The organism is Priestia sp. KCTC 13724, assembly GCF_056820425.1.
Genome location: NZ_JBXDLD010000091.1, coordinates 22,094 through 40,333, shown reverse-complemented (window position 1 = coordinate 40,333; position 18,240 = coordinate 22,094). Strand labels below are relative to the sequence as shown.

21 protein-coding genes, 1 pseudogene and 1 riboswitch are annotated in these 18,240 nt (G+C 36.9%); of the genes and pseudogenes, 17 read left to right on the top strand and 5 right to left on the bottom strand.

The window, feature by feature from the left end:
* Positions 1-167 precede the first annotated feature (167 nt).
* From AC1UFB_RS13370 to AC1UFB_RS13325, 10 genes and pseudogenes are all read left to right on the top strand, one after another.
* A pseudogene (locus AC1UFB_RS13370) lies at positions 168-506 on the top strand (alpha/beta fold hydrolase); the annotation flags it as partial.
* A 162-nt stretch (positions 507-668) separates the two neighbouring features.
* Positions 669-1,436, top strand: a complete 768-nt coding sequence (locus AC1UFB_RS13365; protein WP_328100723.1) for a YqcI/YcgG family protein — start codon at positions 669-671, stop codon at positions 1,434-1,436.
* Entirely contained in the window at positions 1,411-1,722 is a 312-nt protein-coding gene (locus tag AC1UFB_RS13360; RefSeq protein WP_100347741.1) for a cupin domain-containing protein, read from the top strand. Before AC1UFB_RS13365 ends, AC1UFB_RS13360 begins: the two co-directional genes overlap by 26 nt.
* A gap of 21 nt (positions 1,723-1,743) precedes the next feature.
* Positions 1,744-2,322, top strand: coding sequence for a cysteine hydrolase family protein (locus AC1UFB_RS13355; protein WP_025911113.1), 579 nt, complete (start codon positions 1,744-1,746; stop codon positions 2,320-2,322).
* A 95-nt stretch (positions 2,323-2,417) separates the two neighbouring features.
* Positions 2,418-2,912 (top strand): GNAT family N-acetyltransferase, encoded by a 495-nt coding sequence (locus AC1UFB_RS13350; protein ID WP_482589395.1) that lies wholly within the window; start codon positions 2,418-2,420, stop codon positions 2,910-2,912.
* 67 nt (positions 2,913-2,979) lie between these two features.
* A riboswitch (TPP riboswitch) is annotated at positions 2,980-3,082 on the top strand.
* Positions 3,083-3,142: 60 nt separating this feature from the next.
* The gene (gene thiT / locus AC1UFB_RS13345) at positions 3,143-3,715 is read left to right on the top strand and encodes an energy-coupled thiamine transporter ThiT (protein WP_482589394.1); all 573 of its coding nucleotides are present in this window, start codon (positions 3,143-3,145) and stop codon (positions 3,713-3,715) included.
* 185 nt (positions 3,716-3,900) lie between these two features.
* Positions 3,901-4,845, top strand: coding sequence for a TcaA NTF2-like domain-containing protein (locus tag AC1UFB_RS13340; protein WP_157803600.1), 945 nt, complete (start codon positions 3,901-3,903; stop codon positions 4,843-4,845).
* Positions 4,846-4,874: 29 nt separating this feature from the next.
* The gene (locus AC1UFB_RS13335) at positions 4,875-6,068 is read left to right on the top strand and encodes a TcaA NTF2-like domain-containing protein (RefSeq protein ID WP_100347743.1); all 1,194 of its coding nucleotides are present in this window, start codon (positions 4,875-4,877) and stop codon (positions 6,066-6,068) included.
* A gap of 291 nt (positions 6,069-6,359) precedes the next feature.
* Positions 6,360-7,445: a tyrosine-type recombinase/integrase gene (locus tag AC1UFB_RS13330; protein WP_061784636.1), complete on the top strand. Its 1,086-nt coding sequence runs from the start codon at positions 6,360-6,362 to the stop codon at positions 7,443-7,445.
* A 117-nt stretch (positions 7,446-7,562) separates the two neighbouring features.
* Positions 7,563-7,997, top strand: a complete 435-nt coding sequence (locus AC1UFB_RS13325) for a hypothetical protein (protein WP_100347744.1) — start codon at positions 7,563-7,565, stop codon at positions 7,995-7,997.
* 28 nt (positions 7,998-8,025) lie between these two features.
* Here AC1UFB_RS13325 and AC1UFB_RS13320 read toward each other — a convergent pair whose 3' ends face one another.
* The gene (locus AC1UFB_RS13320) at positions 8,026-8,475 is read right to left on the bottom strand and encodes a MarR family winged helix-turn-helix transcriptional regulator (RefSeq protein ID WP_025911105.1); all 450 of its coding nucleotides are present in this window, start codon (positions 8,473-8,475) and stop codon (positions 8,026-8,028) included.
* A 198-nt stretch (positions 8,476-8,673) separates the two neighbouring features.
* Between AC1UFB_RS13320 and AC1UFB_RS13315 the strand changes: the two genes are divergently transcribed.
* Positions 8,674-9,474, top strand: a complete 801-nt coding sequence (locus AC1UFB_RS13315) for an HAD family hydrolase (protein ID WP_482589393.1) — start codon at positions 8,674-8,676, stop codon at positions 9,472-9,474.
* Positions 9,475-9,518: 44 nt separating this feature from the next.
* Here the strand turns inward: AC1UFB_RS13315 and AC1UFB_RS13310 are convergent, their stop codons facing one another.
* A complete protein-coding gene (locus AC1UFB_RS13310; protein WP_100347745.1) occupies positions 9,519-10,001 on the bottom strand; it encodes a hypothetical protein in 483 nt (160 codons plus the stop codon).
* A gap of 338 nt (positions 10,002-10,339) precedes the next feature.
* On the opposite strand from AC1UFB_RS13310, the gene AC1UFB_RS13305 reads away from it, so the two are divergent.
* The gene (locus AC1UFB_RS13305; RefSeq protein WP_025911101.1) at positions 10,340-10,846 is read left to right on the top strand and encodes a GNAT family N-acetyltransferase; all 507 of its coding nucleotides are present in this window, start codon (positions 10,340-10,342) and stop codon (positions 10,844-10,846) included.
* 40 nt (positions 10,847-10,886) lie between these two features.
* On the opposite strand, the gene uraH is transcribed toward AC1UFB_RS13305, so the two are convergent.
* From uraH to AC1UFB_RS13290, 3 genes are read right to left on the bottom strand one after another with little or no spacing between them, the layout of a single operon-like run.
* Complete coding sequence (uraH, locus tag AC1UFB_RS13300) at positions 10,887-11,243, bottom strand: hydroxyisourate hydrolase (RefSeq protein ID WP_100347746.1); 357 nt, start codon at positions 11,241-11,243, stop codon at positions 10,887-10,889.
* Between the two features lies 1 nt (position 11,244).
* Positions 11,245-12,735: a factor-independent urate hydroxylase gene (gene pucL / locus AC1UFB_RS13295; RefSeq protein ID WP_100347747.1), complete on the bottom strand. Its 1,491-nt coding sequence runs from the start codon at positions 12,733-12,735 to the stop codon at positions 11,245-11,247.
* A gap of 12 nt (positions 12,736-12,747) precedes the next feature.
* The gene (locus AC1UFB_RS13290; RefSeq protein ID WP_482589392.1) at positions 12,748-14,070 is read right to left on the bottom strand and encodes a nucleobase:cation symporter-2 family protein; all 1,323 of its coding nucleotides are present in this window, start codon (positions 14,068-14,070) and stop codon (positions 12,748-12,750) included.
* Between the two features lie 261 nt (positions 14,071-14,331).
* On the opposite strand from AC1UFB_RS13290, the gene AC1UFB_RS13285 reads away from it, so the two are divergent.
* The 5 genes from AC1UFB_RS13285 (at position 14,332) to AC1UFB_RS13265 (ending at position 18,102) form a co-directional block, all read left to right on the top strand.
* The gene (locus AC1UFB_RS13285) at positions 14,332-14,817 is read left to right on the top strand and encodes a hypothetical protein (RefSeq protein ID WP_076512975.1); all 486 of its coding nucleotides are present in this window, start codon (positions 14,332-14,334) and stop codon (positions 14,815-14,817) included.
* 136 nt (positions 14,818-14,953) lie between these two features.
* Entirely contained in the window at positions 14,954-16,027 is a 1,074-nt protein-coding gene (locus AC1UFB_RS13280; protein ID WP_100347749.1) for a branched-chain amino acid aminotransferase, read from the top strand.
* Positions 16,028-16,140: 113 nt separating this feature from the next.
* Positions 16,141-16,383 carry a hypothetical protein gene (locus AC1UFB_RS13275; protein ID WP_025911092.1) on the top strand — a complete coding sequence of 81 codons (243 nt, stop codon included), beginning with the start codon at positions 16,141-16,143 and terminating at the stop codon, positions 16,381-16,383.
* A 134-nt stretch (positions 16,384-16,517) separates the two neighbouring features.
* On the top strand, positions 16,518-16,700 hold the full coding sequence (locus tag AC1UFB_RS13270) for a hypothetical protein (RefSeq protein WP_328100721.1): 183 nt from the start codon (positions 16,518-16,520) through the stop codon (positions 16,698-16,700).
* A gap of 475 nt (positions 16,701-17,175) precedes the next feature.
* On the top strand, positions 17,176-18,102 hold the full coding sequence (locus AC1UFB_RS13265; protein ID WP_025911090.1) for a manganese-dependent inorganic pyrophosphatase: 927 nt from the start codon (positions 17,176-17,178) through the stop codon (positions 18,100-18,102).
* Positions 18,103-18,240: the final 138 nt, after the last annotated feature.

Sequence of the window (18,240 nt, the reverse complement as noted above, 5' to 3'; positions counted from 1 at the left end):
AAAAAGAGCGCTGTTTTGCAGCGTTCTTTTTAGTTTATATAAATTCTATATAAACTATGTTCTAAATAATCAATATAAATAAAAAATAGCAGCTAAGAAAATATCAACATGAACAGAGAATATCAACATAAAAATAAAGTAGGCATAATGAAAGGAAGTGTATTTTTATGGGATATTACCTTACCGTTGATCAAAAGGGTACGAAAATATATGTTGAAGACATTGGAAGTGGAATGCCTATACTGTTTCTTCACGGCTGGCCAGTTAATCATACAATGTTTGAATATCAGTTTAATGAGCTTCCGAAACATGGGATTCGCTGCATTGCAATAGATTTACGCGGGTTTGGAAAATCAAGTCGACCGTTCAAAGGCTATACATATAACTCATTAGCCGACGATGTTCGAGCAGTTATTCACGCCTTACAACTTTCAGCTCTAACGTTAGTTGGTTTTTCAATGGGAGGAGCAATTGCCCTGCGGTATATGAGTAGACATTTAGGATTTATAGGCAAATCGGTGGAATTCCTACCAAAAGCCTTTCTTTCTAAAAGTTTACTTATTTCCTATTCCGGTCGTTTGTGAATTTGGAAAATACAAGGAAAACGAATATAAAGCGTCCCTGTTTCTAATAAAAATATCTGGTGGAAATCTGTAAGGAGGGTTTTAATGAGAAATAAAAAGCTATTCAATAGCAAGGAAATTATGGATTCGCCTATTGTTCCTGAATGGGGAAAAGCGGTTTTTAGTGATTTTAGTCAAGACATGCTTTCTGAAAAGAACCCTTTCCCCTGCATTTTAGGAGTAGAGGGATTAAAAAAAGATTTGCTGCGATTTGCGTTTGTGTCTTCACCATATAATTATAAAGATATCAGGCTCTGTGCAGATGCACTTAAAGAATATATGGCATGCTTTCGCACATTAGGTCGCTATACATCATTTGTTGTGTTCTTTGAGCCTGAACATAAAAAACGTACGATGACTCAGTATGAAACGATGTTTTGGGATACGCTCACATTTTTACATCGAATTGATGGAAAGCCTTGGCCCGAAGAAATCCCCAAAAACCCTAACGATCCTCTATGGGAGTTTTGTTTTGAAGGTGAGCCAATATTTGTTGTCTGTAATACGCCTGTACATGAATTACGAAAAAGCCGAAAGAGCAGCAGTTTCATAATTACATTTCAGCCTAGATGGGTGTTTGAGGGAATGACTCCTCATACAAAAATGGGACAGCAAGTTCAAAAAACGGTTCGGAATCGACTTGAAGATTACGACAAAGTTGAAGCGCATCCTCATCTAGGATGGTATGGAGATCAAGAAAATCATGAATGGAAGCAGTATTTCTTACGAGATGTTAACAACTCGTTCCCAACAGAATGTCCATTCAAGCTAAAAAGGAGTGAAAGAGATGGAGTTAAAAAAAGCCTTTATTAAAAAAGGAATTGGCGGTGGTCTTGAAGAAGTTATACATGAACTACTTCCAAAACATACCGGTTATGTAGAGGTTCAACATGATGTTGCAGGGCAGGAACACCCAAGTCATACTCACCCTACCGACGAGATTCTTCATATTATTAAAGGATCTATTTATTTTACAGTTGAGGGAGAAATAACTCGGTGCGAAGCGGGAGATCGTATTTATTTACCAAAACACACAAAGCATGCGTCAAAAGCTGATGTGAATGGTTGTACGTATGTAATCTCCATTTTAAAATTTTGATGAAAGAAGTTGATGACTGGAATGATTCAATCAAACCCTGTTTTAATCATAATAGATGTACAAAAAGGTTTTGAACAAGATGCTTGGGGAACTCGTAATAATATTCATGCAGAAGATAATATGCTCACTCTTTTACAAGCTTGGAGGAGACAGCAGTTTCCGGTTATTCATGTCCAGCATGCTTCAAAAAGCGAAACATCTCCTCTTTTTCCAGGGACGGAAGGATTCCGTTTCAAAGAAGGTTTCGGTCCTGTTGGTGATGAATACTTAATTCGAAAGCATAAAAATAGCTGTTTTATAGGAACAGAACTGGATAACTATCTGAAGGAAAACGGATACGATACGCTTATACTAGTAGGTTTAACAACGAACCATTGCGTCTCTACAACGGCACGCATGGCAGGAAACTTAGGTTATCGCACTTACGTCATCCACGATGCAACTGCGTGTTTCAATCTGTTATCATATGACGGTGAAACAACTTTTGCAGCAGAAGATGTTCATCGCTTAAGCTTATCATCTCTTCACAATGAATTTGCAACGGTTACTTCAACATCCGAAGCCCTACGCGTACTGCAATCCTATCAATATATAAAATGAGGCCTGATGCTTTTGCATCAGGTTTTTTGTGTAGATTATTCTGACAAAAACAAGTACAATAGAAACATCATTTTGAAAAAGGAGCACGATACATCATGACAGTAATTAGAAAAGCTTTAGCAGAAGACTTACCTACAATGGTGGCTATTTATAATCAGTCAGTACACCAAAGCGCAGCAACATTTGACTTAACTCCTGTAACAATTGGGCAACGTAAAAGCTGGTTTGAATCTCACGACCAAAGTCAACTGTTTCCACTGCTTGTTGCTGAACGAAATGGTGAAGTAGCTGGATACGCATCTTTGTCTTCCTACCGTGATAAAGAAGCATATATTCGAACAGTTGAACTCTCCGTTTATGTAGATGAAGCTCACCAAGGATTTGGAATTGGTAAAAGGTTAATGGAAGCTATTCTAGTACAAGCAAAAGAGTTAAATCATCACGTTGTTATTTCTGGTATTACAAAAGGAAACGATAAAAGTATTAAAATGCATGAACAGTTTGGATTTACCTTTTGTGGGGAATTTAAAGAAGTAGGATGGAAGTTCAATCAATGGCAAGATGTTCTGTTTTATCAACTGATTCTTTAAGTGAAATTAAATAGTATCTTGTTTGAGAATTATGTTATAATAGAAAGCGTTCTAATAATACATATCAACGTACCACAGGGGGAGCCTGAATGGCTGAGAGTGAACCAATTGTTCTGACCCTTTGAACCTGTTAGTTAATGCTAGCGTAGGGAGTGTGGAGCGTGCAGCTTGTGCTGCCTCCTGTGTTTGTCGTTGAATACTAATGATTTTACAACAGGAGTGAAAAGACGATGAACAAAGGAATGTCTTTACAAGCGAAAATTGAAGTGGCAATCTTTGCAGCTCTAGCAATGATAATTGATATATTGCCATCAATTACAATTGCACCTGCCGTGTCCATATCATTTTCCATGGTACCAATCTTCATTATTTGCTTTCGATGGGGATTTACATCAGGCGTGGTAGCTGGATTTTTGTGGGGATTGCTACAAGTTGTCACGGGTACTGCTTATGTATTAACACCTCTACAAGCATTTATCGAATATTTTATTGCATTTGCATTCATTGGTCTAGCAGGGCTATTGTCTGGTGCTATTAAGCAGAACTTAGCTACTAACAATCGAACAAAAGCATTTACATTTATTATTTTAGCAATTGTTATCGGCAGCGTTGCTCGCTATTTTTGGCACTTTGTTGCAGGGATTATTTTTTGGGGCTCTTATGCGCCAAAAGGAGTATCTGCATTATGGTATTCATTTACGATGAACGGACTAGCAATGGTGGGATCCATGATTGCTTGCCTAATCATTTTAGCCGTATTAATTCCGTCTGCTGCAAGAGTGGTATTAAATCGCGCATCATAAATAAAAGGAATGAAACCTATAGGAGTAACATCCTATAGGTTTTTTGCGTTTTTAAACCAATTTACATGTTTTCAGTGTTTTTGTTCTTTTTATGAAAGGGTTGAGGGTTTTTTTGTAGAATGGTATACTAGGTCTGTTTGTTGGAAGAATATACATACCATTTTTTGTAGGAAGGAATCATGTTAATGAACAAACGTAATCTCCTTTACATGACGATTGCAACATCCCTTTTACTCGCAGGATGTCAGCAAAAAGCTCAAAAAGCAACTGAAGTCGATACGGACTTGATGATTGCAGGAGAGATAGAAAGTCATGATCAAGAAGCAAAGAAAGATGTTGTTGAAAACCAGTACAGATATGATATTTCAGATACAATAGATGAAAAAATAATCTCGCAGTTTATGAATAGCTACTTCAAGGCTTTACATGATGGAATCCTTCATAAATCAGCTAAGTCAATTCAGACATATATAATAGAAGATAGTGAGTTTTATAAACAGCAAGTAATGAAAATTGATAATTTTTCGGAGCAAGGAATTCGTCAAGAACTAAAGACGTTTCAAGTTGTGAACTGGTATGAAGCTGAGAAAAATCAAATAAATTTACAAACGTTTGAAGAAGTCACCATCCATCAACCTAATAAAAAGGATTATACAAAGAGTATTAATCAATTGTATACGCTAATAAGCGATCAAGGTACATTGCGAATTAAAAGCGTAGAGCCGTATACAATGGATAAAGCAGAAGAAACGAAGTCAAATGCACCAGCTATTACAAGAGCAGCTAGCTTAAATGAATATAACGGTAAATGGTCCACTTCCAATTCTGACTTAAAAGGTGCTCCAATCGTAGAGTTTTATGCTTCTTCTAGCTCAGAGGCTACGGTGAAGATTCATGCCTATAAGCCACCAAATTCAGTAGAAGTAGCTACAGTAGAAGCAGAAAACATAATTTTTAAACATAATCAAGCTGTTATTCATTACGATACGGACAATAATGGAAATAAAGGAACAATTGTCGTGACCCTAAAAGCAAATTCTCTTTTTGTTATTCATCATTTAGAAAAGGCTTCTGAGTCTAAATGGACGATTCCTGCAGGCGCATTTGAGCTGTCCACGTTTGAAAGTTAAACAAGATAAAAGAAAAAAGGGGGATTCAAATGGGAAATCTATATATGGTGGCCATAATTTGTTCCCTGTGGCTTGTGCTGTCAGCATGTAGTGAGACAAAGTCTGCTCCGGCTCCGACACCAAAAGAGCCTGAATCAGAAGCTACCGTTCTGGTTGATGTCGATGAGTCTGCTAATGAGACACAAAAGAGTTCTTCTCTTCCCGTTGTGACAAATGAAGAAGCCAAACAGCTTGCTACAGATTCGTTGAAAAATGTTATCCAAACATTTGATACCTTAGGTAAACAAGAGGGATGGGACAGTGAAGAGAAACCAGCAGATTTTCAATTGCTAAGCCCTAGGCTCAAAGAATTTGCTACGAGTTCATTAGTTGCTACGAAACTAAAAACGATCGCCACTTCTTATTACTGTCAATGTGATGAGCAGTCTATTCCAAATCTAGCGACAACCGTACGTTTTAAAGTGATTAACAACCGCCCCGGTCAATTTTCAATCTCAGCTATTCAGCCACTGGACGAAAAAGGGAACGGAGGTATAACTATTTACTTGAATATGAAATACGGAAAAGATGGTTGGAAGTTAAATGAATGGGACGAAATGACGTATCGTCAAAAACCGTTAGATATTTCGTCAGATGAGTATTTAGAATATCTGAAAAAAATAACGCCTAACGAAGCAGTTTCGTTTAACAAAGAAACGACTATTGAAGATGAACATGGTAATCAAGAAAAAATCTTACTATTTAAAGATGATTCTGGAGAATTTGGTGTTTTGGCAAAGAGTTCAGAGCGGATTAACGAAGTTCAAGAGGATGTGCCAGTAACTTTGCCTTTGGAAGATAATGATGTAGATTTGAACAAGGTTACAGAAGTAGACGCTTCGGTTGTTCGTTCGTTTACGGAAACGTATTTACGTGATTTAACAGAAGCAATTAATCTTAATGAGTTTGATCGCATTCAACATTATTTTGAAAAAGATAGCACGTTGTTTAGCGAACAACAGCAGCTTGTCAAAACACTCTATGATCGAACAATACGAGAAGATCTTGCAACGGTTGAAGTTTTAGAATGGACGTCTAAAGAAGCAAATAGCTACGAAGTAAAAACGAAAGAAGTTATGAACATTACCATTAATGAACATACAGAAGAAAAAGAGTATTACCGAGTGTACACAATCGTACATGAAAATGAAAAGCTCGTCATTACTCAGTTAGAATCTTATTGAAAGCTCAGAGTCTACCTGAGCTTTTTTATAAGAAAATACTTTACTATACTAACGCAAGATAACTCTTTCTTATCTTGCGTTAGTATGATAAAGTAAAGAAAAAACGGAAAAACCGCTAATAAATTACATATTTTTACACGATTATTGAGTCGTTTAAAAAAACGACCTCTTTAAATAGGTTTATTTTTCGTTTTAAATTGATTTTAATACCAATACATTCAAGATGTAAAAAACGCCTTAGGGTAGATTTTGAAGCTTATAAAAGATATTAGTTAAAAGAAGGTGGAAATGATGAAAAATGACAACGTATTGATACAAAGTCAATCCTCTCTGTCATTTCGGCAATTAAAAGAACAGTGGGGAAATCTACTAGATGAAAACCAAAATCTATCGTTGGGTCATACAGACGATGGAACGTTTGTTGAGCTTTTTATGAAAATTAAAATGATAAAACCTGAGCTATCTCCGCATACCATTCGAGCGTACAATCAAGATTTAAAAACAGTTTTGACTTTTTTTAAAGAGTTAGACGTTTCCTTAAAAGAGATTGGGTTTATGGAAGTGAAGGCATTTAATCATTGGATGAATCAAACCTATGCCAAAAGAAGCGCAGCAAGAAAACTAGAGTTTTTCAGAAGGATGCTCACGTTTGGTCATGAAACCCATTTTTATAGTGCGCTCTATACAACATGGATCGAAAAGCCTACTGTTTCAAAAGGACATTATAGCGAAAAGAAACAGGTTAATCGAACGGAATACAGAGAGTTAAGCACAAGAGAAGCTGAGCTCATTGTAAAAGCGCTTGAAGATACCGTAAAACATTCCATGCTAAAAGAAGAGTACCAAGCACGAAATCGCTTAATCGGTATGCTTTTATATTTAAGTGGAATGAGGTCTAGTGAAGTATTAAGCTTGAATTGGGGAAGCTTTCGTGAAGATCGTCGTGGCAATATGTTAGTAGATGTGTTCGGAAAAGGAAAAAAAGAGCGAACAATTCCAGTATTTAAAGACGTTCAAAATGCTCTATTTCACTACCGAGAAAGTTTAGGAGAATCGACGATGCTGAATCCGTCGGATGAAACGCCGCTTTTCTTTCAGCTTAAACCATTTGTCAAAACAGGAGTTAAAAAAAGATTATCGTATACAACACTTTATCGGCTCATCAAAACAGCGGTTTATGCGATTCAAGGTAATTCGTCTATTTCACCACACTGGTTTCGTCATACGTTCATTACGAACAGCTTAGCGAATGACGTACCATTATCGGTGGTGAAACAAGTAGTTGGACACGCCTCCATTGCAACGACTAATATTTACCTAGAAAAATTACAAGAAGATACGGTTTATGATGCATTTCGAAATTCCGGTTATCGTTAGGTTCCTATAACTATATTATGTAAACTTATAAAATGAAACTCTCTCATTTCGCTTCTTTTTTCGAATAAACCCTTCATTCATCAAATATAATGGTCTAAAAAAGGGAGGCGAAGTGCAATGGGTGTTAAGCATCCGCTTCAACATCATTTCGGAGAAGTGACCGAAATTTTTCATTACATTCATGATTTATGTGAAAGCGCAGGGTTGTACATTGATGGGCACGGCACGACACAAACTGTACAGCTATACCGGAATAAAGAATCAAGAGAAGCGGGAGATCGGTACATAGGAGCTATTCAATACGAAGGTAGTAATGAGTTGCAAAAACGAACGCCTTCAACGGTGAGTTTACGCTTTCGAAGAAGTAACTTAACATCACCATTTAAATATTTACTTGAAAACATTACAGCGTTTCGAAAGGATACTAACAAAGAACCCTTCGTTAACGCAGAGGCCGAGTCAATTGCGTTTAAGTTTACGGCACTAGATGAAGAAGCAATGGAAACGCTGAGACAAATTGAAGATGTGCTAAAAATGGCAAGATGTATTTAAAGCAGGCGCTTTAAGTGAAATGCCTGCTTTATGTATGTCCAATCTCTTCTTGAAGAGATTCTGCTTTTTTTTCTAATTGTTGAAGTACGTTAAAATAAGCAGCTAAATCGGCTTCATCAATTTCTGCTGTTAGCATTTTAAAAAGGTCTTCAATCGGACCTGTTATTTCCTCTTGCAAAGCCATTCCTTTTTCTGTTTGTTGAATATAGTAAGAGCGGCGATCTTCAGGATTTCTAATACGCTGTAAGTGACCGCTTTTTTCTAACAAATCTAAAATTTTTGTGAGTGTAGCTTGATCTTTATCTGCTTTTATCGCTAGCTGCTTTTGAGTAATTCGATCAGATTCTGATACCTTTTTTAATACCGTCCATTGTTCAGGCGTTATGTCGTAGGGTCTTAGAAAACTAGCTACCAGCCTACTCAGGCGCTTTCCAACCTTCGCAGTCGTAAAACCGTACATTTCTTCCATTGATTTCATTTATTTACCTCCAAGTACATACTCAGTCTTTTCATCATATCACATTCTACTCTCTCAGTTACATTCTAACTAAGGTTTTTTAAAATGATAACGCTATCATTTAGGTAGAGTTCGAATTTAGCTAGACTTCTTTAATTGAACAAGGTAATCTAGTGTTAGAATAGTTCAACTTTTTCAATAAATAAAAGAGGTGTCTGAATGAGTACTGGTAAAATGAACATCAAAGCAATTTTTTTCGACTTAGATGATACGTTGTTATGGGATAAAAAAAGCGTTGCGGAAGCGTTCCGTGCAACGTGTGAGTACGCGAGTGAAAAATATGATGTTGATCCTATTGAGTTAGAAGCAGCTGTACGCGAAGCGGCTTCTTCACTTTATGCTACATACGAAACGTACGAGTTTACAAAAATGATTGGTATTAATCCATTTGAAGGGCTATGGGGAGATTTCCATGATGAACATGAGAACTTCCAAAAAATGAAACAAATTGTACCAATCTATCGCAAGAATGCGTGGACGCAAGGATTAAAGTCACTTGGAATTGATGACGAAGCATTTGGTGCAGAGCTTGCAGAGCGATTCCCTAAAGAGCGTCGCCGTAATCCGTTCGTATATGAAGATACGTTTGATGTGTTAAATGAACTACAATCAAACTATAAGCTGTTGCTATTAACAAACGGGTCGCCTCAACTTCAGAATATAAAACTAGAGATTACGCCAGAAATTGTTCCTTATTTCGATGAGATTGTCATCTCTGGAGCATTTGGAAGAGGGAAGCCGGATCCGTCGATTTTTGAGCATGCTTTATCTTTGTTAAACTTATCAAAAGATGAAGTGATTATGGTTGGTGATAATTTAATGACGGACATTCTTGGCGCTTCTCGAGCTGGGATACGCTCTGTCTGGGTGAATCGTGATGACAAAAAAGCGGATAAAGTTGTACCGTTTCATGAAATTAAGAGGCTGAGTGAATTACATGAGTTTTTAAATCAAGAATAATCGTTTAATCTGTTTTTTCACAGAGCTCTTGGTAAACACATTGTTTACAGCGAGTACTTTGTTTCATCGGAAAAGCGCTTAGTGGCTTTGGTTACACACCTCTCGATAGACGTTTTTGTTTGTTGAATTTCATAATCTGCTAAATAACCTTTTTGGTAGTATTCGAGCATCATGGTGTACACGTTCGGTTCATGATACCAATCGTCGCCATGATCTCGTGTTTGCAAATAAGCACGACGCAGTTCTTGATCAATGAAATTACGCATTGCAGTCATGTGCTCTTCGATTGATTCTGTGTTTGTGGTAAAGGAATAATTCCGAATAGCTTGCTTGACTGCTTGTCCCACTAATAGCGGCAAAGTAACTATTTTCTTTAAGCGATAGGCTTGTTTTGCAAGTTCAGTAGAAGAAGAAAGCCAACCATGATGGGAAAAATAGTACTGATAAGCATATTTTCTTGGGCACTCTATCATCTGATTATGGCGAGCGAGTGACCAAAAAAAACGAGGAGGGTTCGCTAGAAGCATAAGTATCACGTCCTTATCCTTTTGTAGCATACATATGAAGTTCCCTGAAGTTTAGAACGAAAAATGACGAAAGAATTAAAAAAAGCTTGCTGTTCCGCTTTGACCGTGCTATAGTAAAGAAGCGATGAGCTAATTTGTGTAAGTCGAAGGATATGCTTTTGCTAAACGTATGAATGTGGTCATACGGTCCTCGCCTCAAAACGCATCAAAGACGCCCAATTGGGCGTCTTTTTGTACATTCTTCACATGAGTCATTCGAAGCAAGACAATAGCGTTACTTTTCATATTCCTTTAAAATAAATGCTAGATAGAAAGATAGATAGAAAAAAGGGGAGTCAATTGTGATACGTGAAATAGAGATGACTGATGCGCCTCAATTTGTTGAGATGATTAAGCAAGTAGAAACTGAAAGTCAGTATATGCTTTTTGAAGAAAACGAACGAAAGCTAAGTTCAGAGCAACAGGAAAAGCAAATTGAAATGATGAAACAACAGCGAAACTCTACGCTTTTAGTAGCAGAAGTAGAGGGTGAACTGGTTGGTTACTTACAGGCTGTAGGTGGAGTGGTGAACCGAAGTGCCCATATCGCGTATGTGTCGATGGGAATCTTAAAAGACTATCGAGGAATGGGTATTGGTTTGCAGTTGTTTCAACAGCTTGAAGAATGGGCAAAAGAACAGCAAATTCACCGCCTTGAGCTAACAGTTGTAGTTGAAAATGTAATTGCAATTCATTTGTATAAAAAAATCGGGTTTCAAATTGAAGGCACAAAAAAGCATTCGCTGCGAATTAATGGGCAATATGTAGACGAATACATCATGAGTAAATTATTAGATGTTGAATAAGTTTAAACAAAAAGGAGCAGTCTACGCTGCTCCTTTTTGTTTAACTACCTCGGTAGATTTGATATCCCCATGGAGAAACAAGAAGAGGGACATGATAATGCTCAAATGCTTCTGAAAGCCCAATCCTAACCGCTACTTTTGTTAAAAAAGCAGGCGTGCTCGTTTGAACTGATTCTCTTATAAAGTAAGGTTCGATATCAAATAAAAGCTCATACTCGCCTGGGGTGAACGTTTCGTTACTAAAAAAAGGTTGGTCAATTCGTCCGCCTTCGTTTGTAATTGTATCTCCAATCCACAACCGTTCATTATCGTCTTGAAGTTTGTAGAGTGAAACAGCTATCCCTTTAGCTGGTTTTCCACTCGCTAAATCCAAAACATGAGTCGAAAGCGTGGTCATGTTAATTTGACTCCTCAAGTGCGGATGTAACAGCTATTTTGACATCCTCCTGTGTTACCGTGAAGACTTGGAAACCAAACGGTGGCTTTGGTTCAGTATACACTTTGCCATTAGAGTTTGGAATATCTTCAACGACTGCATCCCACGTGTGATTTTGTGACTCAAACGTGACATCTTTTAGTTGAGGGAAGCGTTCGAGCACGCGAATGCCGATTAGATAAATTAAATTTTGAATAGATGGTGTTTCAGTCTCGTTAAACACTGAGCATGCGATGTCTTTTACTTGTTCGGCTGCTACATAAGAAAGAGGGGCATCACCTATTGCGTCTTCTGGTTGGGTGTATGTCCATCCGATATTTAAATAAACAAAAAGTGGGCGATTAGAGTCTTCGGGTAACGTTGTATATTCATCTCGAACAAACCCGACAAATGAATTTCCCTCTACTTTAATTAGCTGTAAATCTTTTAGTTTACTATATTGCTCAGTAATTTGTTGACCTTGGACCGTTCGTTCTATTTTAATACCAGCTTGAGCATATTCATTTCGAGATCTTTTGTAAACAAGCTTGCTTTCAGTTAGCGTATTGCCTACCATACCGTTTGTGGCTTCAAATGGAACTTCGTCTCCAGTTAATTGAACTGTTTCCATTTGAGGATATTTATCTAAAAATGCTTCAGCAACATATTTTAAGAAGCCTTCGATTGTTGAACCATCATAGCTGCCTAAATGACGCTGAATAAAATTTTTCATAGAGTCTGTTGCAACAACAAGACTATTATCACCTTCTATAAACGAAGATAAAAACTGACTTCCTCCTATTGCCACTTTTACATTGACGCCAAATACGATGTTATTTCGGCCACTGAATTCGGATTCTGGAATGACCTTCACACCTTTAAGTGGTTTTAAATACGTACGATAAGCAAATACATCTCCTTTTCCATAATACATTTGGCGATTTGATTGATTCGTCATTGTAACACGCTCCTCAGTTTTTATTTTGTCTACCAATCGAAAATAAGCAATCTTATATACTTCAGCTAACGCTGTTGTAAACTCTGTTTTTTTATCGTTTTGTAGTCGATCAATTAAGCTTTGATAGATTGTGCTTTTCGTTTTTCCTCTTACAGCAACGATAAAAGGGAAACCGAAGCGATTCATATAGGTCTTGTTTGCGTTTGTGAAATGTTCATACTCTTCCGCTGTAAGAGAGGTTAAACCGGCGCCCGTTTGCTCATTTATAGAGTGAGTCGTCATGGCGATTTTAGCTCCTAGATTTGGGTGAGCTTGTAGTAAGTCTAATTTTCTTTGATTAGAAGCTTCATCAATAACTCTGATTGTTTGGTGATGAAATTCTTGGAGAGAACTAAACGGCCGGAGTGGAGCAACTTTTTTTACAATCCAAGAAGAATGTTCATAGATATCTTGAAATAATCCAATAAATGTTTGCTCAGGTAATTCATTTACTTCATGAATCGTTTGCTTCATCATGTTAGCACCTCATTATTTTGATTCTGAATAATCAGTTTTTTTGAACGTCACGATAGGCCTATTCGTAGTTTCGCTAGAACGAAAGAATATGTTTAGTAAAATAGCAGCAATGCTTCCTGTAATAATACCATCACTTACAATAATCTTGAGTCCAGCTGGGAGCTGGGCGAATAAATCAGGTACGACCGTTACCCCTAATCCAAGTGATAATGAACAGGCAATGATTAATAAATTACTTTGATTAGAAAAATCAACGTTGCTCAGCATTTTAATTCCTGATGAAATAACCATTCCGAATAATACAATCATAGCATCACCGAGTACCGGAGTAAGAACAACTGTTGTTAATTCAGCAATTTTAGGAATAAGACCTAACGTAATCAAAATGACTCCTGCTACCACTACGACATTTCTTGTCTTTACTCTTGAGAGTTGAACAAGTCCAACATTTTGAGCAAACGTATTGTAAGGAAAAGCGTTAAAAATACCACCTAGCATAATAGCTAACCCTTCAGCACGATAACCTTTAATAAAATCTTGATCGTTTAAGTCACGCTCGCAGACTTTGCTTAGTGCGAGAAAAACACCCGTAGATTCAATTATGATTACCACACCAACTAGTATCATAGTCAGGATAGGTCCAATTTCAAATGTGGGTGCACCAAAATAAAATGGAGTAGGAATATGTAGCCAGGAGGCTTCTTTTACACTTGATAAATTAACCATGCCCATAAACGCTGCAACAATTGTTCCTACTACAATGCCCAGAAGTACGGACAATGCTCGTAGAAAACCTGTGAAAAAACGATTTAAAAATAAAATGAAAGCGAGAACGCCAAAAGCTAATGCTAAATTTTCTACGGATCCAAACTCTTCACTGCCAACACCACCACCCATGTTTCGAACGGCTGATGGCACAAGTGACAAGCCAATCATCGTCACGACTGTCCCTGTTACAACCGGTGGGAAAAGTTTAACGATTTTACCGAAAAAGTTAGCGAATAAAACGATAAACAGTCCCGCTGCAATAATAGCGCCGTATACTGCGTTAATTCCATACTGCGAGCCAATTGCTATCATTGGTGTAACCGCAACAAACGAGCTTCCGAGTACAACCGGTAATCCGATTCCAAACCAGCGGTTGTTCCAAGCTTGCAATAAGGTAGCGATGCCGCATGTTAGTAAGTCAATTGCAACTAAATAGGCGAGTTCATGTGCGCTTAAATGCAAAGCGCGCCCCACGGTTAACGGAACAAGGATAGCTCCAGCATACATCGCAAGTACGTGTTGCAAGCCTAATGAAGTAAGTGCTAATGGATTTTGTGTTTTCTTCATACAAAATCTCCTTTCATTATATCACAATTGATGTTATAAAATGTAACATTAATAGGTGTTGATACCATCTTAATCCGTTTTGAATATTCTGTCATTAGTGAATGTAACTAAAAAATATAAGTTTTTTTTCGCTATTTTTCCAAAAAAATAACCCGGTGGTATGTTTTGTGACACATAAAAGAGCATGATAATTTTATGAAAATGAATAAGCTCTCTACTCATACACTATTACAAGACGTTATTAAACTATGGAGGTGCATCATGAAAGAATGGATACAACGCAAATTTCAACAGGTAGCAAATGACGAGAGAACGCTTAAAGCAAAAGAAAAGCTAGCGGATGGGGGAATTACAGTACCTATCTCAGCTGCTATGCTTATGCGCTTGTTTCAGAGACAGTTAAAGAAACAAGATCAAATTCAGAATTTAAGTATCATTTTTCAAGAAAATATCATTGAAGTAAAAGGTAGTGTTCATAAATATTTGTTAAAGATTCCCTTTCAAATAAAGTTGGAACCTTCTTCAGCTAACGGACGTGTGCTTTTATTTCAAATTCATGAAATGAAACCTACCAACCGCGATTTTCTTAAAAAGAGACTATTTGATAAACCTCCAGTAACGACTTATAAAGATGGGCAAATCCACATTGATCTGAACGAAATTGATAAAGTGAAACTGATTCCAATCGGAACGATTAAGCAGTTTTCCATTCAGGATAATAAACTGCGTGTGAAAATCGGAATGTAAGTGTTAAAAAATCTTTTTATAAAAAATTTAGAATTTTTCATCTTTACCTATTGTGACAATCTTCCATCTAGATGTACAATGGAATTTATATAAAGGTAAATAACCCTTAAATTCAAGAAAGCAAGGAGAAGCAACCATGACAAAGTACAATATTGATGTAACATTAACTCAAACAAAAAAAGAAAAACCCAACGCTAGTGAATTGGAGTTCGGTAAAGTATTCACGGACCATATGTTCATTATGGACTACACAGAAGGTCAAGGTTGGCATGATCCGAGAATTATTCCTTATCAGCCTCTTACGTTAGATCCAGCATCGATGATTTTCCATTATGGTCAATCAGTATTTGAAGGCTTAAAAGCATATGTAACAAAAAAAGAGCAGGTATTATTATTTAGACCCGATGAGAATTTCAAACGATTAAACAAATCAAATGATCGTCTATGTATTCCTCACTTAGATGAAGAGTTAGCGTTAGAAGCGCTAAAAACACTAATTCAAGTGGACCGCGATTGGATTCCAAATGCTGAAGGTACGTCTTTATATATTCGTCCATTTATTATTTCAACAGAACCATATTTAGGCGTTTCACCATCTGATCGTTATCAATTTATTATTATTTTATCGCCTGTAGCTTCTTATTATAAAGAAGGCATTGCTCCGGTACGAATCGCGGTTGAAAATGAATTTGTCCGCTCTGTAGCTGGAGGGACAGGTAGTGCGAAAACAGGCGGAAATTATGCGGCAAGCTTAAAAGCGCAGCAGCTGTCTGGTACAAAAGGTTACTCTCAAGTACTTTGGTTAGATGGCGTAGAGCGCAAATATATTGAAGAAGTAGGAAGTATGAATATCTTTTTTAAAGTAGATGGTGAAGTTATTACTCCGTCTATTAACGGTAGTATTCTAGAAGGTATCACCCGCAAATCAGTTATTGAGCTATTGAAGCACTGGGGTATCCCTGTTTCAGAACGCAAGATTTCAATTGCTGAGATTAAGGAAGCCTATGCAGCTGGTAAATTAGAAGAAGCATTTGGAACAGGAACAGCAGCGGTTATTTCTCCAGTAGGTGAGCTATTCTGGCAAAATGAAGGTATGAGTATCAATGGTGGAAAAACTGGAGAAGTTACAAAGAAATTGTATGATACGCTAACAGGCATACAAAGTGGAATGGTTGAAGATCACTTTAATTGGTGTATAGAAGTAAAGTAGGTATAATTCAATAAAAATGTTAGTAAAAACCAGGGAAACAGTTCTTTTTTCCTGGTTTTTACTTTATACTTAAGGTGAACATGTTTCATTAGAAAAGATAAGGGGTTGGTGGGGTGCTATTTTTATCACATGATGAAAAAGTGCGTGTACTAGAAGAGGTTATTCAAAGAAAGTTATGCGAAATAGCTGGAGTGGAAATGAATGCTGGTGAACTTCATCGATTGGTTGGTTATTTATTTGCGTCTCATCTAGTTGAATTTACCCCCTGTGAGTACAAGCTGAGAATTCAGTATGAATCGCAGCTACACGATTTTTACCACCATCTAAAAGAATCTGCACCCACAGAGAGCGTTTAATAGAAGTGGTGTAATCTCCCCCAAAAAAAAGAAAGTTAGCATGCGTGCTAGCTTTCTTTTTTTTGATAGTTATTCATATAATTCCCTCTTTTACGCACATTAACAGTAAAATGTAATTAAAGGAGGCTATATGCGTGGCACAAACCGTAATGTTGGGATTGTTTATTGGACCATGGCTGTTATTCTTTTTCTTTGATAGCAATCGCATAAAGCGGTATGTTTTCGCTGGGCTTTTTGGGATTGTTATGCTGACGATTTCTTTGAAATGGCTAAACGCTATGATTGGTGGGAAGTTAACCAAACGCTGTTTTTCTTAGAGGATATGACCCCGTTTGTATTTGGCGTATTTTTTGTGGGTACACTTCTTATTTTTTATTTTACTTATCCCGGCTTTTGGGCGTTTTTTATCTTAAATGCCATCTTTGATTTATTTCAAGCTTATATAATGAGCCCATTTTTCCAACGTTTAGGGATTTATGAAATGCACTCTGTAAATGCATTCCAGCTTTTTTAAATTATGACCGCTTTGGCCATTCTTTTTTATCTTTATCAGAGGTGGCAAGATAGTGCATTTAAAATTGAAATCAAATAATAAAGCGCTCACATAAAATAATTCCATCCATTCATACCGAATAAAAAGGAATTATTTTATCTAAAGAAAAGAATTTTTCAATAAATAGTAAAACGAACAGGAAAGTTTGTGTTAAAATGTCAATGTTGCTTCCTAACGCGTAGAGTTTACGTCAAAGGAACAAGACTTTTATTTACATAGTTAGAAGGAGAGAGAGTTCTATGGAAAAAGTATTTATTTTCGGACATAAAAATCCAGACACAGATACAATCTGCTCGGCAATTGCTTATGCGGATTTAAAAACAAAGCTAGGTGTGAATGCAGAACCTGTACGTTTAGGGGACATTAATGGTGAAACACAATTTGCGTTAGAGAAGTTCAACGCAGAAGTACCACGCTTTGTAGCTGAAGTATCAAAAGAAGTAAATGAAGTTATTTTAGTTGACCACAACGAGCGTCAACAAAGTGCAATAGACATTGACCAAGTACGCGTACTTGAAGTAATTGATCACCACCGTATTGCAAACTTTGAAACAGCAGATCCACTATACTATCGTGCAGAGCCTGTAGGTTGTACAGCAACAATTTTAAACAAAATGTACAAAGAAAATGGTGTTGAAATCGAGCCAAATATTGCTGGGTTAATGTTATCAGCTATTATTTCTGATTCACTATTGTTTAAATCACCAACTTGTACAGACCAAGACGTTGCAGCAGCAAAAGAGCTAGCAGCTATCGCTGGTGTAGATGCAGCAGAATATGGACTAGCAATGTTAAAAGCAGGTGCAGACCTTGGAGACAAAACAGCAGCTGAATTAATTTCACTTGATGCAAAAGAATTTACAATGGGCGCTAGCAAAGTAGAAATTGCTCAAGTAAACGCAGTGGATGTAAATGATGTGATTGAACGTAAAACAGAAATTGAAGAAGTAATTGCAGCAACAATCCAAGCGAAAGAATTAGACTTATTCTTACTTGTTGTAACAGATATCTTAAACAGTGATTCAACTGCTATTGCACTTGGCGCAGAAGTTTCAAAAGTAGAGCAAGCATATGGAGTACCGCTAGTGAACAACATGGCGCTATTAAAAGGCGTTGTATCACGTAAAAAACAAGTTGTTCCAGTATTAACTTCAGTATTTGCATAATCCCTAAAAACCTCGAGGTTCTTCGAAACCATCGAGGTTTTTTTATTATTTCAACATAAAAATCTGCTTATTTTGTTATAAGCCTTTACAAAGCACATGTTAATTTGTTAAATTAGTATCTATATTAAAAATTGTTAA

Bases quoted from the DNA above. Each gene is read 5' to 3' on its own strand.
- AC1UFB_RS13315 (WP_482589393.1), top strand. From the start codon at position 8,674: ATGAGTACTGGTAAAATGAACATCAAAGCAATTTTTTTCGACTTAGAT.
- pucL (WP_100347747.1), bottom strand. From the start codon at position 12,735: ATGATGAAGCAAACGATTCATGAAGTAAATGAATTACCTGAGCAAACA.
- AC1UFB_RS13280 (WP_100347749.1), top strand. From the start codon at position 14,954: ATGACAAAGTACAATATTGATGTAACATTAACTCAAACAAAAAAAGAA.
- uraH (WP_100347746.1), bottom strand. From the start codon at position 11,243: ATGACCACGCTTTCGACTCATGTTTTGGATTTAGCGAGTGGAAAACCA.
- AC1UFB_RS13355 (WP_025911113.1), top strand. From the start codon at position 1,744: ATGATTCAATCAAACCCTGTTTTAATCATAATAGATGTACAAAAAGGT.
- AC1UFB_RS13310 (WP_100347745.1), bottom strand. From the start codon at position 10,001: ATGCTTCTAGCGAACCCTCCTCGTTTTTTTTGGTCACTCGCTCGCCAT.
- AC1UFB_RS13350 (WP_482589395.1), top strand. From the start codon at position 2,418: ATGACAGTAATTAGAAAAGCTTTAGCAGAAGACTTACCTACAATGGTG.
- AC1UFB_RS13290 (WP_482589392.1), bottom strand. From the start codon at position 14,070: ATGAAGAAAACACAAAATCCATTAGCACTTACTTCATTAGGCTTGCAA.
- thiT (WP_482589394.1), top strand. From the start codon at position 3,143: ATGAACAAAGGAATGTCTTTACAAGCGAAAATTGAAGTGGCAATCTTT.
- AC1UFB_RS13335 (WP_100347743.1), top strand. From the start codon at position 4,875: ATGGGAAATCTATATATGGTGGCCATAATTTGTTCCCTGTGGCTTGTG.
- AC1UFB_RS13365 (WP_328100723.1), top strand. From the start codon at position 669: ATGAGAAATAAAAAGCTATTCAATAGCAAGGAAATTATGGATTCGCCT.
- AC1UFB_RS13285 (WP_076512975.1), top strand. From the start codon at position 14,332: ATGAAAGAATGGATACAACGCAAATTTCAACAGGTAGCAAATGACGAG.
- AC1UFB_RS13360 (WP_100347741.1), top strand. From the start codon at position 1,411: ATGGAGTTAAAAAAAGCCTTTATTAAAAAAGGAATTGGCGGTGGTCTT.
- AC1UFB_RS13340 (WP_157803600.1), top strand. From the start codon at position 3,901: ATGAACAAACGTAATCTCCTTTACATGACGATTGCAACATCCCTTTTA.
- AC1UFB_RS13265 (WP_025911090.1), top strand. From the start codon at position 17,176: ATGGAAAAAGTATTTATTTTCGGACATAAAAATCCAGACACAGATACA.
- AC1UFB_RS13325 (WP_100347744.1), top strand. From the start codon at position 7,563: ATGGGTGTTAAGCATCCGCTTCAACATCATTTCGGAGAAGTGACCGAA.
- AC1UFB_RS13320 (WP_025911105.1), bottom strand. From the start codon at position 8,475: ATGAAATCAATGGAAGAAATGTACGGTTTTACGACTGCGAAGGTTGGA.
- AC1UFB_RS13330 (WP_061784636.1), top strand. From the start codon at position 6,360: ATGAAAAATGACAACGTATTGATACAAAGTCAATCCTCTCTGTCATTT.